A 14,365-nucleotide genomic window follows, 5' to 3' on the forward strand; every position below is an offset into this window, starting at 1 on the left:
GGTGCCGGATCTCCGGTGCCGGATCACCGGTGCCGGATCACCGGTGCCGGATCACTGCTTGAGCAGCACCGAGAGGTCCTGTTCCGCTTCCGGTACCGCGACCGTGCCGCGGTCGTCCGGGAGGGTCTGGACGGTGAACCCGGGGACGCCGTTCTGTGTCGACGCGAGCATCCGGGAGGCGTAGACCGGGCCTCCGGAGACCGGCTCGACGGTGAGGGCGTACGTGCCCTTGAGGCCGCTCGGGACGGGCGCCTCGACGTTCTGGGTGGTCCCGCCCCTGATGGTGAACGTCTTCGTCACGGCCGAACCGCCCTCGGAGCCCGCGGACGCGGTGACCTTGATCTTGGCTCCCTCGCCGGGGGCGGTCACGGCGAGCGTGGAGCCCTTGGCGCTGTTGTCGGCGGCCGTCGCGCGCGCGGAGACCGGGGCGGTGGCCGGAATGAACGCGGTCTCCTGCTTGTCGCCCTTGCCGCGCACGACCCGCAGGGCCGCGACGACCGGCACGGACGAACCGGTGGGGGTGAGCACCAGGGAGCCCGCTTCGCCGCGGGTGACGTCCCCGAGGTCGGTCGCGGCGGTCATACCGGCCTTCACGTGCAGCGTCTCGCTCCCTGCCGGGGTGATCAGCCCGGTGGGCGAGGCGAGGCGCACCTTCAGGTCGGCGTCCGTGTCGCCGGGTGCGAAGGCGACCAGGCGCACGGAGGTCGCGTCCTTGGGGATGCCCGGCAGGACGAGGGTTCCGGCGGGATCCGTGGAGGCGGCCAGCCAGTCGCCGCCGATCTTGTCGTCCAGTGCCTGCACGGCGGCTCCGACGCGACCGCTGCGGACCGTCACGTGCACGGTCAGGTTGGTCTGCGGGTCACCGGCCAGCGTGTTCAGCAGGATCGGCTCGCCGGCGTGCGGCTGGACCGTGATCCCGTCGGCCACCGAGGACTTGAGCTTGCCGTCCTTGCCGTACAGATCGATGTCGACGACGGCCGCGGAGTCGTCGGGGTTGGTCAGGTGCACATAGTCGGTGCGGTCCTCGGCGGTGCTGGCGCCCGGGAACCAGAACTCGGTGTCGGGGGCGGTGCAGTTGGTGCCGAGCAGGCCGCGCCCGGTGCCCACGGCGACGTCCGTGGTCTCCTGAACCGTCCAGCCGGGCGCGAACTTGCCCTCGGCGGTGCCGACGAGGGCGGGTGTCTGCGCGCCCGAGGTGTCGCCGGTCGCGGGCTTGCCGGGCTCCTTGGGACGGACGACGGGCTTGGCGGCCTTGCCGCGGCTCTTCTTGCCGTCGGAGCTGCCGTCCGACTCCGCGGCGGCGGCCCGGAGTTCGGCCTTGCCGCGGTCGCCGGCGCCCTCCGCGACGGGCGTGAACGACGTGTACGCGGTGTCGGCGATGTCGGAGGTGCTCGGCTGCGGGCAGAGCAGGCTGGTGCGCTCCACGGGCAGCCGCGCGGCCGTCCTGGCCGTGTCGCCGCCGGAGGCGTCCGGCGTCTTGAGGGTCGCGAATCCGGTGACGGCGGCGAGCGCGGTCGCGCCGGCGATCAGGGACAGGGTGGTGCGGTTCACTGCTGGCTCCCGTCGGGGCGCTCACTGTCGGTGCCGTGCGGGGGCCGCGCGGGGTCGTACGCCGGGTCGTAGCCCTGGTCGCCCGTTTCGTAGCCCTGGCCCCGGTCGTCGAAGGCCTGGCCGTTCGCGTCGTAGCCCTGGCCGTACGTCTGGTCGTACGCCGTCGTGCCTCCATAGGCGTACGGGTCGTACTGACCGCCCTGGTAGGGGTCCGCCTGGTACGGCTGCTCGTAGGTGCCCGCCGGGTACTGCTGCCGGCCCTCGTACTGCTCCTCGCCGTACGTGCCGTACTCGGCGCCCGCGTAGCTCGGGGTGTCCCATTCGCCGTACGCCTGCTGGTGGGGGACGGCGGCGGCCGGGAACTCCTCGTCCGCGGGCGACTCGCCGTCGAGGTCCTCGGCCGACTGCTCGGCCTCGGCCTCCGCCTCGGCCTGAGCGCGCAGTCGGCGGGCGCGGCGGCCGTCGCCCGTGACGTCCTGGGCGGGCACGGCCTCCTCTTCGGGGAGGTCGTCGTCCACGTCCCGGCGCCGCCCGGGCAGGGCGAGCACCACGAGGACGAGGGCGAGTCCGCCCTGCGCCCACAGCCACGCGGTGTGGCTCAGCGGGGCGTCGAAGGTGACGTCCAGCCTGCCGCCGCCGGCGGGCAGTTCGAAGCCCTGGGCCCAACCGTCGACCGTGGTGCGGGTGAGCGGCTTGCCGTCGAGGGTCGCCGTCCATCCCGCGTCGGCGGTGTCGGCGAGGCGCAGGACGCGGCCGTCGGCTCCGGCGGGGACGGTGGTGTGCACCTCGACCGGTCCGGCGGCGATGGACTCCGGGTCACCGGAGGCGGGGACGATGGCGGCGCGCGCGACCTGCTGGTCGACGCGCCACAGGGCGCTCCTGTCCTGCTGGCTCAGCCGGGTCAGGCCCGGGGTGGCGTCCAGGACCCGGCTCACCTCGCGGGGCGCGCCCTTGCGGACCAGGACGTAACGCACGGCGAAGCCGCCGAGTTCGTCGGCCTGGTCGGCGCCGGAGCCCGCCACGAGGTTGGCGACGACCTTGTCGAGCTTCTTGTTCCCGCCGCTCGCCGAAGCCAGTTCGGCGTCGCCGAGGCGGGCGCCGGAGCCGCGGACGAGGACATAGCCGACCTTGGCGGCCGAGCGGCTGTCGAGGACGAGGGTGCGGGCCTGGTCGCGGGTGCCGCTCTCCTCGGCGACGAACGCGGGCACCTGTACCGGGTCGCGGCGTTCCACGGGTCCGTCGGCGCCACGGATGATCCACCCGGCGGCGACGAGCAGCGGGCCCGCGGCGCAGGCGAAGGCGATGAGCGCGGCCACCGGCTGGCGCCAGCCGAAGCTCTGCTCGGCCACACGCGCGCGTGCCCCGTCGGCGCCGACGGCCGCGGCGGCCAGCAGCGCGAGGCCGTAGACGAGGGTGGCGGGTCCGGCCCAGGTGGAGCTGTTGGACAGGACCGCGAAGACGAGTGCCACGACGGCGACGGCCCAGGCGGTCCAGATCCCCGCCTGGCGCTCGGTGCGCGTCAGGGCGGCCAGCGCGGCGAGCACGACGCCGAAGAGCATCAGCCCGCTGACGGTGCCCGGGCCGCCGGGGCTGGCGCCGAGCAGGTCGAGCGCGGAGGCCGCGCCGCCGCCGTACTCCAGTCCGGCTTCCTTGAAGAAGCCGAACGGCAGCAGGGTCAGCGACCAGGGGGCGAGGACCAGCAGCGGGGTGCCGAGCTGGGCCAGGAAGCGCGGCCCGTAGGCGGGGATCTCCCTGCGGCGTACGACGAGGAGCGCGATGCCGAGGACCAGCGCGATGGGCCACACGATCGGCGTGAACGCCGTGGTGAACGTCAGCAGCAGTGCGTACGCCCAGGTCGCGCGCCAGCTGCCGCGCGCCTTGGAGGCGTGCGCGAGACCGCTCGCCGCGATGCCCGCGCGCGCGATGAGCGGCAGCAGGATCGCGAGGACGGCGGTACCGATGCGGCCGCCCGCGAGCGCGCCGGTGGCGGCGGGCAGGAAGGCGTACGCGACGGAGGCCCAGGCGCGCAGCAGGCGCGACTCGACGAGGGGGCGCGAGGCGAAGTAGGCGGCGAAGCCGGCCAGCGGCACGGATCCCACGAGGAGCACGGTGACCGCGAGCCCGGTGGAGCCGAGGAGCGCGGAGGCCGGCAGGGCGAGGAGCGCGAGGTAGGGCGGGGCGGACCCGGTGTCGCCCGCGCCGACCGGATGCCAGCCGTCGAGGTAGCGCGCCCACAGCTCGGAGGCGTCGGAGGGTGCGGGCAGCAGGGCGCCGCCCGCGAGGGCCCCGCCGCCGAGCAGGTCGCGGCAGGCGAGGAGGGAGACGAACAGGAGCACCAGGAAGAGCATCGGACCGGGGTTGCGCGCGATGCGCTTGATCCGGGCGAACTGCTCGATCTCCAGGAAGTCGCCGTCGTCGTCGCCCGGTCCGGACTCCACGGCGCCTCCGTGCCGTCCGGCGCCCGTGACGAGCTCGGCGTCGGAGCGGTTCACCAGATTGCCGGCGACCTGTTCGACGGTGGCCCGCAGAGTGGCGCCCGGCGGCGGGAACAGGGCCCGCAGCTCGCCCTTGTCGACCTGCGGGCGGCCCCGCCTGCGCCGCCCGGCGATGATCCGCTCGGGGCGCAGCAGGGTGCCCAGGAGGCCGCGGATCTCGTCGACCGCCTGTCCGGGGACCTTGCCCACGAGGTAGGCGACCGTGCGCAGCAGGGTGCCGAGCACGAGCCGGATCAGGATCCAGGGGAGCTGCGCGGTGCGGGCGTTGACAAGGAGGGTGTAGACGGCGCCCGCTTTGTCGACCTTGTGCGGGGACGCGGAGGTGCGGCCCACGCAGTCGACGGTGCGGCGCTCGCGGGAGGCCGCCTCGGCGTGCCGTACGACGGCTTCCGGGGCGACGAGGACACGGTGGCCGGCGGCCTGGGCGCGCCAGCACAGGTCGACGTCGTCACGCATCAGGGGCAGTCGGCGGTCGAAGCCGCCGAGCTCCTCGAAGACGTCGCGCCGGATCAGCATTCCGGCGGTGGACACGGACAGGACGGGGTGGACGTGGTCGTGCTGGCCCTGGTCCTGCTCGCGGCGGTCCAGGCCGGTCCAGCGGCGGCCCGAGTTGGCGATGGTGACGCCGACCTCCAGCAGCTGCCTGCGGTCGTACCAGCCGCGGAGCTTGGGGCCGACGACGGCCACGTCGTGGCCGAGCTCCCGCTCGTTCTCCACGACCCTCAGCAGGTGTGCCAGGGCGTCGGGTTCCGGGGCGCTGTCGTCGTGCAGCAGCCAGAGCCACTGCTCGGGCTCGCCGTGCGGGAGGTCCGGCATGTCGTAGGCGTCGTCGCGCCAGCTGCGCGTCACGGGGTCCCAGCCGCTCGGACGCTTGAGGTACGGCAGGTCGTCGGGGGTCAGCACACCGGCGGTGCGGGACACCTCCTCGACGGCCTGGCCGAAGCCGGTGCGCCGTGCCAGGTGCAGCACGTGGTCGGCGCCGAGCGCTTCGGTGAGCAGCTCGGCGGAGTCGTCCGCGCTGCCGGTGTCGGCGGCCACCGCGTTCTGCACGGGGCGTTCCTGGCCGAGCAGCCCGGCGAGCGCCTCGGGCAGCCAGCGGGCGCCGTCATGGGAGACGAGCACCGCGGTCACCACGTGGCGCGGGAACTCAGGGGCGGCAGCGGCGTCGTGACGGGCTGCCGAATGGCTGTGCACGGACATCGAGGTACGGGCCCCGGTTCGATGGACTGCGGTGGACGTCTGTGTCCGGCGGGGACAGCGGGACGTCTCGGACGAGGGCCCACACTAACGGCTGGGCAAGACGGCGGCCCGCCGCCTGTGGATAACCCACATGCGACGGGCCGTTCGTTACGTAAGTGTGTGTGCCGTTTGTTCGGCGGCACCCACGTGTGTGGACGAGTGTTCCGCGTCCGTTTTCCTGTGCGGCTGATTTCAGACAGCGGCCTTCTTGAGACGACGCCGCTCCCGCTCGGACAGACCACCCCAGATGCCGAACCGCTCGTCGTTGGCGAGCGCGTATTCGAGGCACTCGGAGCGGACCTCACAGGCGAGGCAGACCTTCTTGGCCTCGCGGGTGGAGCCGCCCTTCTCGGGAAAGAAGGACTCGGGGTCGGTCTGGGCGCACAGCGCGCGCTCCTGCCAGCCGAGTTCCTCGTCCGCGTCGTCGACCAGCAGTTGCTGCACCAGCTCGGTCATGTGCGCCCCTCGTCTGTCTTTCGCGTCCCCGTGATGCTGCCGTTACCGATTTCGGCTGAACGACACGAGTGAAATTACAAGTGTGCCGATCCGGGCCAGTCAAGCCGAGATCTGCTATTGGGCCCCTTATTCACTCTGCGGAACCAAGGCTATGCGGAAAGTGTTCAAATCGTCATAAACCCTGACAGCCCAAGAGGTCCAGGTCAGACGCCCGCCCCCTCGCAGGGGAGGACGTCCAGGAGTTCGATCTCGTTCCGACGCGGACCCCGAAGCGAATCTGATCACATTTGGATCACGGGGCCGCGGCGAGGTTTGTTCACCCGGTTGTGCGCCATGTGTCCGGGGAGGCTCCTGAACAAACCTTTCGCCTGCCAGGTGAACCGGATGAGGTGAAACATCTCCCACATAGCGGACATGAAGTTGACAGTGCGGGTATGAACCGGTGTCCTTGTGGGCATGCTCGTGAACTTGGCACTCACCTCGACCCGCACCGCCGGGTCCCACGGTGCTGCCCACGTTCGCTGTAGCTGTTGTTGCTGTTCCAGCTGTTGAGCCTCACCGCGCTCCGGCTGCCTCGCCGCCACTGAGGCGAATCCCCGCCCCGCACCGGGGCGACCGCCCGCACCAGGGCTCCTCTCCCCGCCCGTGACCCGGACGGAATCCCCGCTCCTGACCCGGGCGGAAATGGCCAGCGACACCCCAGCACTCTCCCGCCGAGGAACCACCGCATCCATGAACAGCGACAGCGACCTCCAGATCGCCGGCGACATCCTCGAAGTCCCGCACCTGCTCCAGCCGCCGCGCGAACACCCCACCACCGTGGCCGAGTTCGTCGGCCTGGCGCGCTCCATCGCCGCCGACCGTTCCCAGTGGGAGCACCTCGTCCGGTACGACGCCACCTCGCGCTGGTACCACCGGCTGCGCACGGGGCCCGGCTATGAGGTGTGGCTCCTGTCCTGGGTTCCCGGACAGGGCAGCGGGCTGCACGACCACGGCGGCTCCTCCGGCGTGCTGACCGTCCTCGACGGCGCACTGACCGAACACACCGAGCGCGGCACGCGCGCCCTGGGCTCCGGCGCGGAGCGCGTGTTCGCGCCCGGCTACGTCCACGAAGTCGTCAACGACTCGCTCGAACCGGCCGTCAGTCTGCACGTCTACTACCCGGGTCTCACCGAGATGCCGATGCACGCGGCGCGTTGCGCGGTGGCCGAAACCGTGTGACACCTTCGCGCCGGAGCGCGGGCCCGCCGTCCCGGAGGTCCCGCAACCGGCTGACGCGTTGTCGTACCCGCCTGCGAGACTGATCCCCATGCGCATTGTGGTTCTGGCAGGCGGTATCGGTGGTGCACGGTTCCTGCGTGGTCTCCAGCGGGCCGTGCCGGACGCGGACATCACGGTCATCGGCAACACCGGCGACGACATCCACCTCTTCGGGCTGAAGGTCTGCCCGGACCTCGACACGGTGATGTACACGCTCGGCGGCGGTATCAACGAGGAGCAGGGCTGGGGGCGGGCCGACGAGACCTTCCGTCTGAAGGAGGAGCTCGCGGCGTACGGGGTCGGACCCGAGTGGTTCGGGCTCGGCGACCGCGACTTCGCGACGCACATCGTGCGGACGCAGATGCTGGGCGCGGGCTATCCGCTCAGCGCCGTCACCGAAGCCCTGTGCGACCGGTGGAAGCCGGGCGTGCGTCTCATCCCCATGTCCGACGACCGCGTCGAGACCCATGTCGCCGTCACGCTGCCGGAAGGCGACCCGGCCGGGGCCGCGGGCGAGCGCAAGGCGATCCACTTCCAGGAGTACTGGGTGCGGCTGCGGGCCTCCGTGCCCGCCGAGGCGATCGTCCCGGTCGGCGCCGAGCAGGCGAAGCCCGCTCCGGGCGTGCTCGAAGCCATCGCCGAGGCGGACGTCATCCTCTTCCCGCCGTCCAACCCCGTCGTCTCCGTCGGCACCATCCTCGCCGTGCCCGGCATCCGTGAGGCCATCGCCGAGGCGGGCGTGCCCGTCGTCGGCCTCTCCCCCATCGTCGGCGACGCGCCGGTGCGCGGCATGGCCGACAAGGTGCTCGCCGCCGTGGGCGTCGAGTCCACCGCCGCCGCGGTCGCCGAGCACTACGGCTCGGGTCTCCTCGACGGCTGGCTCGTCGACACGGTGGACGCCTCCTGCGTGGAGCGCGTCGAGGCCGCCGGCATCCGGTGCCGGGCCGTACCGCTGATGATGTCCGACCTCGACGCGACGGCGCAGATGGCGCGTGAGGCGCTGACGCTGGCGGAGGAGGTACGGACAGCGTGAACAGGGACAGCGCGAACAGGGACACCGTGGACACCGCGACGCCCTCCGACGGGGCGCGCCCGGAGCGGCACGCAGGCGCGGGCTACCGGGTCCGGGCGCTGGACGGGCTGCCCGAGGTCCGCCCGGGGGACGACCTGGCGAAGCTCATCGCCGCGGCCGAGCCCGGGCTCGTCGACGGGGACGTGCTCCTCGTCACCTCCAAGATCGTGTCGAAGGCGGAGGGCCGGATCGTCGAGGCCGCCGACCGCGAGGCCGCCATCGACGCCGAGACCGTGCGGGTCGTGGCACGGCGCGGCCCGCTGCGCATCGTCGAGAACCGGCAGGGTCTGGTGATGGCCGCCGCCGGGGTCGACGCCTCCAACACCCCTGCCGGGACCGTGCTGTTGCTGCCCGAGGACCCCGACGCCTCCGCGCGCGCGATCCGCGAGGGGCTGCGGGACACCCTCGGGGTCGACGTCGGCGTCGTGATCACGGACACGTTCGGGCGGCCCTGGCGCACCGGGCTCACCGATGTCGCCATCGGCGCCGCGGGCGTCCATGTGCTGGACGATCTGCGCGGCGGCACCGACGCGCACGGCAATCCGCTCGGCGCGACCGTCGTCGCCACGGCCGACGAGCTCGCCGCCGCCGGTGACCTGGTCAAGGGCAAGGCCTCCGGGCTGCCCGTCGCCGTCGTGCGCGGGCTCGCGCACCTGGTGACCGAGGGCGACGGCGACGGCGCGCGGGCGCTGGTGCGGGACGCGCGCGACGACATGTTCCGGCTGGGCACCTCGGAGGCCGTACGGGAGGCGGTGACCCAGCGGCGTACCGTACGGGCCTTCACCGATGAGCCCGTCGACCCTGGTGCCGTACGCCGTGCGGTCGCCGCGGCGGTGACCGCTCCGGCGCCGCACCACACCACGCCCTGGCGGTTCGTGCTCCTGGAGTCCGAGGAGTCGCGGACGCGGCTGCTCGACGCCATGCGGGACGCGTGGATCGCGGATCTGCGGGGTGACGGGAAGAGCGAGGAGTCCATCGCCAAGCGGGTCCGCCGGGGTGACGTGTTGCGCAAGGCGCCGTATCTCGTGGTGCCCTGTCTGGTGATGGACGGGTCGCACACCTACGGCGACGCACGGCGGGACGGCGCCGAGCGCGAGATGTTCGTGGTCGCCACCGGGGCGGGCGTGCAGAACTTCCTGGTCGCGCTGGCCGGGGAGCGGCTCGGGTCCGCGTGGGTGTCGTCGACGATGTTCTGCCGGGAGGTCGTGCGCGAGGTGCTGGAGCTGCCGGAGGGCTGGGACCCGATGGGGGCCGTGGCCGTCGGGCACGCGGCGGAGGAGCCCAGGGCCAGGCCGGAGCGGGACGCCGCCGCCTTCATCGAGGTGCGCTGACCGGTTGAGGCGCCGCTCCGTCCGGTACCGAGCGGCGTGGCTCGTCCCGGGGCGGTCGGCCGAGCCGTTCGATGCCGTCGGCGGGGGCGGAGCGCCTACTCTCGTAGGGCACCCCGAGTACCTCTAGGACCTCATTCGTGGCTGGACGTTTCGCTCCCCGGCCGACGCGTACGACCGTGCGCGGCGGGCATGTCGTGGTGCCCGGAGGGGCGCCCGGCGGCGTTCCGGGCGGAGTGCCCCGTCAGACGGCCGAGCCCGGACGCGCCCGTGCCTGGACGCCCGAAGGGCCGCTCGATCTGGGGCTCGTGCTCGGGCCGCTGCGGCGCGGACCGGGTGATCCGACGTTCAGGACGACACCCGACGGCTCCGTGTGGCGGGTCAGCCGTACGCCCGCCGGGCCCGGGACACTTCGGGTCGCGCTGCGCGGCGGGGTGGTCCGGGGCGAGGCCTGGGGGCCGGGAGCCGAGTGGATGCTCGACCGGCTCCCCGAACTGCTCGGCGCCGCGGACGATCCCGACGCCTTCGAGCCACGGCACCGGCTCGTCGCGCTCGCCCGGCATCGGCGGCCCGGCCTGCGGCTGCTGCGGACCGGGCTGGTGATGGAGTCGCTGATCCCGTCCGTCCTCGAGCAGAAGGTCACCACCGACGAGGCGTACCGCGCGTGGCGGTTGCTCGTCCGGAAGTTCGGGGAGCCTGCGCCGGGGCCCGCGCCCGAGCGGATGTACGTCATGCCGGCGCCGCGGACGTGGGCCCTGATCCCGTCCTGGGAGTGGCACCGGGCCGGGGTCGACGACAAGCGGGCCTCCACGATTCTGCGGGCCGTACGGGTCGCCGCGCGGCTGGAGGAGGCCGTGGGGCTCGATCCCGTGCGGGCGCAGGAGCGGCTGGAGCTGGTGTCCGGGATCGGGCCGTGGACGTCCGCGGAAGTCGTGCAGCGCAGTCATGGTGCGGCGGATGCCGTGACCGTGGGGGATCTTCATCTGCCGGGGATCGTCGGGTACGCGCTGGCGGGGGACCGGGACGCGGACGACTCCGCCATGCTGGAGCTGCTGGAGCCCTATACCGGGCAGCGGCATCGGGCCGCCCGGCTGATTCTGCTGGCCGGGCGTACGCCGCCGCGGCGTACGCCGAAGATGCCTCGCGGAGACATCGGGCGACTGTAGGCGGCCCTGGCCTCCGCCGCCCTCCGCCACCTCCGCCGTCCTGCCGGCCTCGGCCACCTCCGTCGTCCCCCGGACCGGGCGGAGTTTCGCCCCCTCCGCCCCTGCCCGTCCCGTACCTGGGGCTCCGCCCCAGACCTCGCTCCTCAAACGCCGGAGGGGCTGGGATCTGCCCTCCGGGGTTTCAGGGTGGGGCTTCTACTGGTCCGACGAGAAGCGCACCGTGCCGCCCGGGATGCGGGCGTCGCACCAGACGCGGACTCCCTCGCGGAGTTCGTTGTCGGGGCCGACGACCGCGCCGTCGCCGATGACCGCGCCGGTGAGGATCGTGCGCTCGCCGATCCGGGCGCCGACGCCGACGAAGGAGTCGGTGACGACCGCGCCGGGTTCGACGACGGCTCCGGCGAGGACGGTGCTGCCGGTGATCCGGGCACCCTCGCCGATGCGGGCGCCCTCGCCGACCACCGTGCCGCCGGTGAGCTTGGCGTCGGGCGCCACCGTCGCCGTGGGCAGGACCAGGCGGTCGCCGCAGCGGCCGGGAACGGCCGGGGACGGGGCGCGGCCGAGGACGAGGTCGGCGGAGCCGCGGACGAAGGCCTGCGGGGTGCCCAGGTCCAGCCAGTAGGTGGAGTCCACCATGCCCTGGAGGTGGGCGCCGGTGGCCAGGAGGTCCGGGAAGGTCTCGCGCTCGACCGAGACCGGGCGGCCGGCGGGGATCGTGTCGATGACCGAGCGGCGGAAGACGTAGGCCCCCGCGTTGATCTGGTCGGTGACGATCTCCTCGGGGGTCTGCGGCTTTTCGAGGAAGGCCGTGACGCGCCCGGTGGAGTCGGTGGGCACCAGCCCGAACGCACGGGGGTCCTCCACCCGGGTGAGGTGGAGGGAGACGTCCGCGCCCGTCGTCTCGTGGGTCGCCACCAGGGCCGGGATGTCCAGGCCGGTGAGGATGTCGCCGTTGAAGATCAGGACCGGGTCGTCGGGGCCCGAGTGCAGCCGGGACGCGACGTTGCGGATGGCGCCGCCCGTGCCGAGCGGCTCCTCCTCGGTGACGTACTCGAGGTGGAGGCCCAGTGAGGAGCCGTCACCGAAGTACGGCTCGAAGACCTCGGCGAGGTAGGACGTCGCCAGCACGATGTGCTCGACGCCCGCCGCGCGCGCCCGCGCCAGCTGGTGCGTGAGGAAGGGGACCCCGGCCGCCGGAACCATCGGCTTGGGCGTGTGCACCGTGAGGGGGCGCAGACGGGTGCCTCTGCCGCCGACCAGGAGGATCGCTTCTGTCACCTGTCGTCTCTGCTTCCTGCCGGGACCGGCCGAACTTTCTTTCGGCCGGCCAGTGTATGCAGACCGTTCGATGGCGCCTTCGATGGCCGTGCGGTGTCCTTCGACGGGCCTCTGTCGTGACTTCAGGTGATCTCTGCCGGTTCCGGCCCGGCCGAGCCGTGTCGGCCTTGCCGGTTCCGGGTCCTGCCTACCGGCCCTGGTAGCGGGCCGCCGTCTTCCTGGCCGAGCCGAGCTTGCCGTAGAGGAGCCGTCCGGGGCACTCCGTGGCGAAGCCGTCCCGATGGCCGGAGATCACGTTCAGTCGTACGTTCTTTCCCTTTCGGTAGAGATTGCCACCGGCCGACGTCAGGTATGTCTTGCCACGCGGATTGGCACCGTAGAGACCGAGCTTCCATGCCGTGAGCCGCGCGATGGCCTTGAGCGCGGCGTCGGGCGGCTTCGTGCCGGCGAAGTTGCCGAGGACGGCGATCCCCATGCTGTTCGTGTTGAAGCCGAGGGTGTGGGCGCCCTTGACGGCCTTCGCGACGCCCCCGGCCCTGCCTTCGTAGATGTTTCCGCACTTGTCGACGAGGAAGTTGTAGCCGATGTCGCGCCAGCCGCTGCTCACCACGTGGTAGCGGTAGATACTGCGGATGAGCGAAGGCACCTGCGAGCAGCTGTACTTGTTGCCCGACGCCGTGTGGTGCACGAAGGCCGCCTTGACCTTCTTCGTGTAGACGAAGCCGCGCTCACGCAGGTTCTCGTTCGCACCCCAGCCGCGGCGCGTGACGATGCGGGGACGCGGGCCGATGAACGGCTGCGCGCGCTGCTCGTAGGCGGCCTCGGGGAGGTATTCGCGCTCCGTCTCCTCCTGGGTGAGCGCGGCGATCTCGGTGGCGCCCGCGCCCCCTGCCCCGTCCGACGCGCCCGCGCGTCCGCTCCCCGCGCGCGCGTCCGATGGAGCGCCCCCCTCCCGTCCGGCCCCGGGCGCGTCCGCGTCCGGGGGATCCCCGTCGGGATCGACCAGTTCGAGGCGCAGGCCCCTGGGGAGCGGGGAGTCCGCCAGGGTGGTCGCGCGGTCCTCCCACGGGCTGTCCCGCGCGCCCTCCTGCGGACTCTCCGCGATCTCCCGCGTCACGCGCTCCGCGTCGACGCGGACTTCGACGCCGTCCGAGTCGCCCACCCACAGCGGGGCGGTGGAGCCGTGCACCCGGTGCGACGCGCCCTCGGCGGTGTCCGGGTCGGCGGCGTGTTCGTGGTTATGGGTCTCGACGTCCTGCCAGCCCGACCAGTGGCCGCTGCCGGCCGCCCGGGTACGGACCTGGACACGGCCGTTCAACTCACTGTTCGGGTCGTCCCAGACGACGCCGACCAGGGAGAACGGCCGTACGTCCCGGCGGGCGAGGCCCTGTTCGGGGGCGGCTGGGCCGAGGGCCCGTTCACCGGTGAGCGGGACGAGTGGCAGGGACTGGGTGCTGCCGGGGACGGCAATCTCGGAGGTCGCCGCCGACGGCCCGGCCTGTGCCGGGGCGGGCAGGGCGAGCGGAAGGGCGAGAGCCGCCGCACAGGTGACGCCGATCGAGGAAGCAAGGAATCCACGCATGCTCCTGATCCTGGACATAGTCATATATATCTGTCCATCGCGGAATTGACGGGCAGTCGGAGAGGCTCGGCCGAACCGGTGGCCCGCGCGGTCCGCGCCGCCCGGCGGCCCCGCGTACGCTTGCCCGCGTGAATGCCACCGACCGCACCCCCGCCGACCTGCTGCGATCCGCACTCTCCGCGGACCCGGCGCGCCCCTTGGTGACCTTCTACGACGACGCGACGGGCGAACGTGTCGAATTGTCCGTGGCCACCTTCGCCAATTGGGTGGCCAAGACCGCCAACCTGCTCCAGGGCGAGCTGTCCGCCGAGCCCGGCGAGCGGGTCGCGCTGCTGCTGCCCGCGCACTGGCAGACGGCGGTGTGGCTGCTCGCCTGCTCCTCGGTGGGCGTCGTCGCGGATGTCGGGGGCGACCCGGCCGCCGCGGACCACGTCGTCGCGGGCCCCGGACAGTTCGAGGCCGGGCTCGCCTGTTCCGGTGAGCGCGTCGCCCTCTCGCTCGCGCCGCTCGGCCGCCGCTTCCCGACACCGCCCGCGGGGTACGCGGACTACGCCGTGGAGGTGCCGAGCCAGGGCGACCGGTTCGCGCCGTACGCGCCCGTCGATCCGGAGGAGCGGGCGCTGGTCGTCGCCGGGGCCGCCTATACGGGCGCGGAGGTCGTGGAGCAGGCCCGTGCCGACGCTCCCGGGCTGGATCTGACGGGCCCGGGGTCCCGCATCCTGTCGGCGCTCTCGTACGACACATGGGAAGGCCTGTCCTCCGGCCTGTACGCGCCGCTCGCCACCGGCGCCTCGGTGGTGCTGTGCCGCCACCTCGACCGGCTGGGGGACGACTCGGTCGCCCAGCGGATCGAGAGCGAGCGAGTGACGGCGACGGCCCGCTAGCCGGACACCGCCCGGCCGCGCGCCGGACGGGCGGGAAGGGGCCGTACGGCCCGT

10 protein-coding genes are annotated in these 14,365 nt (G+C 73.1%); 5 read left to right on the plus strand and 5 right to left on the minus strand.

Annotated features, from left to right (window positions below):
* Positions 1–51: 51 nt before the first annotated feature.
* From ACFWBT_RS25320 to ACFWBT_RS25330, 3 genes are all read right to left on the minus strand, one after another.
* Entirely contained in the window at positions 52–1,551 is a 1,500-nt protein-coding gene (locus ACFWBT_RS25320; protein ID WP_385704275.1) for a DUF5719 family protein, read from the minus strand.
* Positions 1,548–5,246: a glycosyltransferase gene (locus ACFWBT_RS25325; protein WP_385704278.1), complete on the minus strand. Its 3,699-nt coding sequence runs from the start codon at positions 5,244–5,246 to the stop codon at positions 1,548–1,550. The genes ACFWBT_RS25320 and ACFWBT_RS25325 overlap by 4 nt, the downstream gene beginning before the upstream one ends.
* Positions 5,247–5,477: 231 nt before the next feature.
* Positions 5,478–5,741, minus strand: coding sequence for a WhiB family transcriptional regulator (locus ACFWBT_RS25330; RefSeq protein ID WP_003975777.1), 264 nt, complete (start codon positions 5,739–5,741; stop codon positions 5,478–5,480).
* 732 nt (positions 5,742–6,473) lie between these two features.
* On the opposite strand from ACFWBT_RS25330, the gene ACFWBT_RS25335 reads away from it, so the two are divergent.
* From ACFWBT_RS25335 to ACFWBT_RS25350, 4 genes are all read left to right on the plus strand, one after another.
* On the plus strand, positions 6,474–6,962 hold the full coding sequence (locus tag ACFWBT_RS25335) for a cysteine dioxygenase (RefSeq protein ID WP_385704281.1): 489 nt from the start codon (positions 6,474–6,476) through the stop codon (positions 6,960–6,962).
* Positions 6,963–7,050: 88 nt separating this feature from the next.
* Entirely contained in the window at positions 7,051–8,034 is a 984-nt protein-coding gene (cofD, locus tag ACFWBT_RS25340) for a 2-phospho-L-lactate transferase (RefSeq protein WP_385704283.1), read from the plus strand.
* Positions 8,035–8,060: 26 nt separating this feature from the next.
* A complete protein-coding gene (locus ACFWBT_RS25345) occupies positions 8,061–9,404 on the plus strand; it encodes a coenzyme F420-0:L-glutamate ligase (protein ID WP_385704323.1) in 1,344 nt (447 codons plus the stop codon).
* Positions 9,405–9,541: 137 nt separating this feature from the next.
* Positions 9,542–10,567 (plus strand): DNA-3-methyladenine glycosylase family protein, encoded by a 1,026-nt coding sequence (locus tag ACFWBT_RS25350; protein WP_385704285.1) that lies wholly within the window; start codon positions 9,542–9,544, stop codon positions 10,565–10,567.
* Between the two features lie 195 nt (positions 10,568–10,762).
* Here the strand turns inward: ACFWBT_RS25350 and ACFWBT_RS25355 are convergent, their stop codons facing one another.
* Together ACFWBT_RS25355 and ACFWBT_RS25360 are read right to left on the minus strand one after the other, a co-directional pair.
* Entirely contained in the window at positions 10,763–11,845 is a 1,083-nt protein-coding gene (locus ACFWBT_RS25355) for a sugar phosphate nucleotidyltransferase (protein WP_385704287.1), read from the minus strand.
* Positions 11,846–12,032: 187 nt separating this feature from the next.
* On the minus strand, positions 12,033–13,427 hold the full coding sequence (locus ACFWBT_RS25360) for a peptidoglycan recognition protein (RefSeq protein WP_385704289.1): 1,395 nt from the start codon (positions 13,425–13,427) through the stop codon (positions 12,033–12,035).
* 128 nt (positions 13,428–13,555) lie between these two features.
* On the opposite strand from ACFWBT_RS25360, the gene ACFWBT_RS25365 reads away from it, so the two are divergent.
* Entirely contained in the window at positions 13,556–14,311 is a 756-nt protein-coding gene (locus tag ACFWBT_RS25365) for a TIGR03089 family protein (protein WP_385704292.1), read from the plus strand.
* The last annotated feature ends 54 nt before the right edge of the window (positions 14,312–14,365 follow it).

The organism is Streptomyces sp. NPDC060027 (genome assembly GCF_042737005.1).
Classification (GTDB): Bacteria; Actinomycetota; Actinomycetes; order Streptomycetales; family Streptomycetaceae; genus Streptomyces.

Coding starts and splice junctions, on each gene's coding strand:
- ACFWBT_RS25360 (WP_385704289.1), bottom strand. CDS start 13,427: ATGCGTGGATTCCTTGCTTCCTCGATCGGCGTCACCTGTGCGGCGGCT.
- ACFWBT_RS25335 (WP_385704281.1), top strand. CDS start 6,474: ATGAACAGCGACAGCGACCTCCAGATCGCCGGCGACATCCTCGAAGTC.
- cofD (WP_385704283.1), top strand. CDS start 7,051: ATGCGCATTGTGGTTCTGGCAGGCGGTATCGGTGGTGCACGGTTCCTG.
- ACFWBT_RS25330 (WP_003975777.1), bottom strand. CDS start 5,741: ATGACCGAGCTGGTGCAGCAACTGCTGGTCGACGACGCGGACGAGGAA.
- ACFWBT_RS25325 (WP_385704278.1), bottom strand. CDS start 5,246: ATGTCCGTGCACAGCCATTCGGCAGCCCGTCACGACGCCGCTGCCGCC.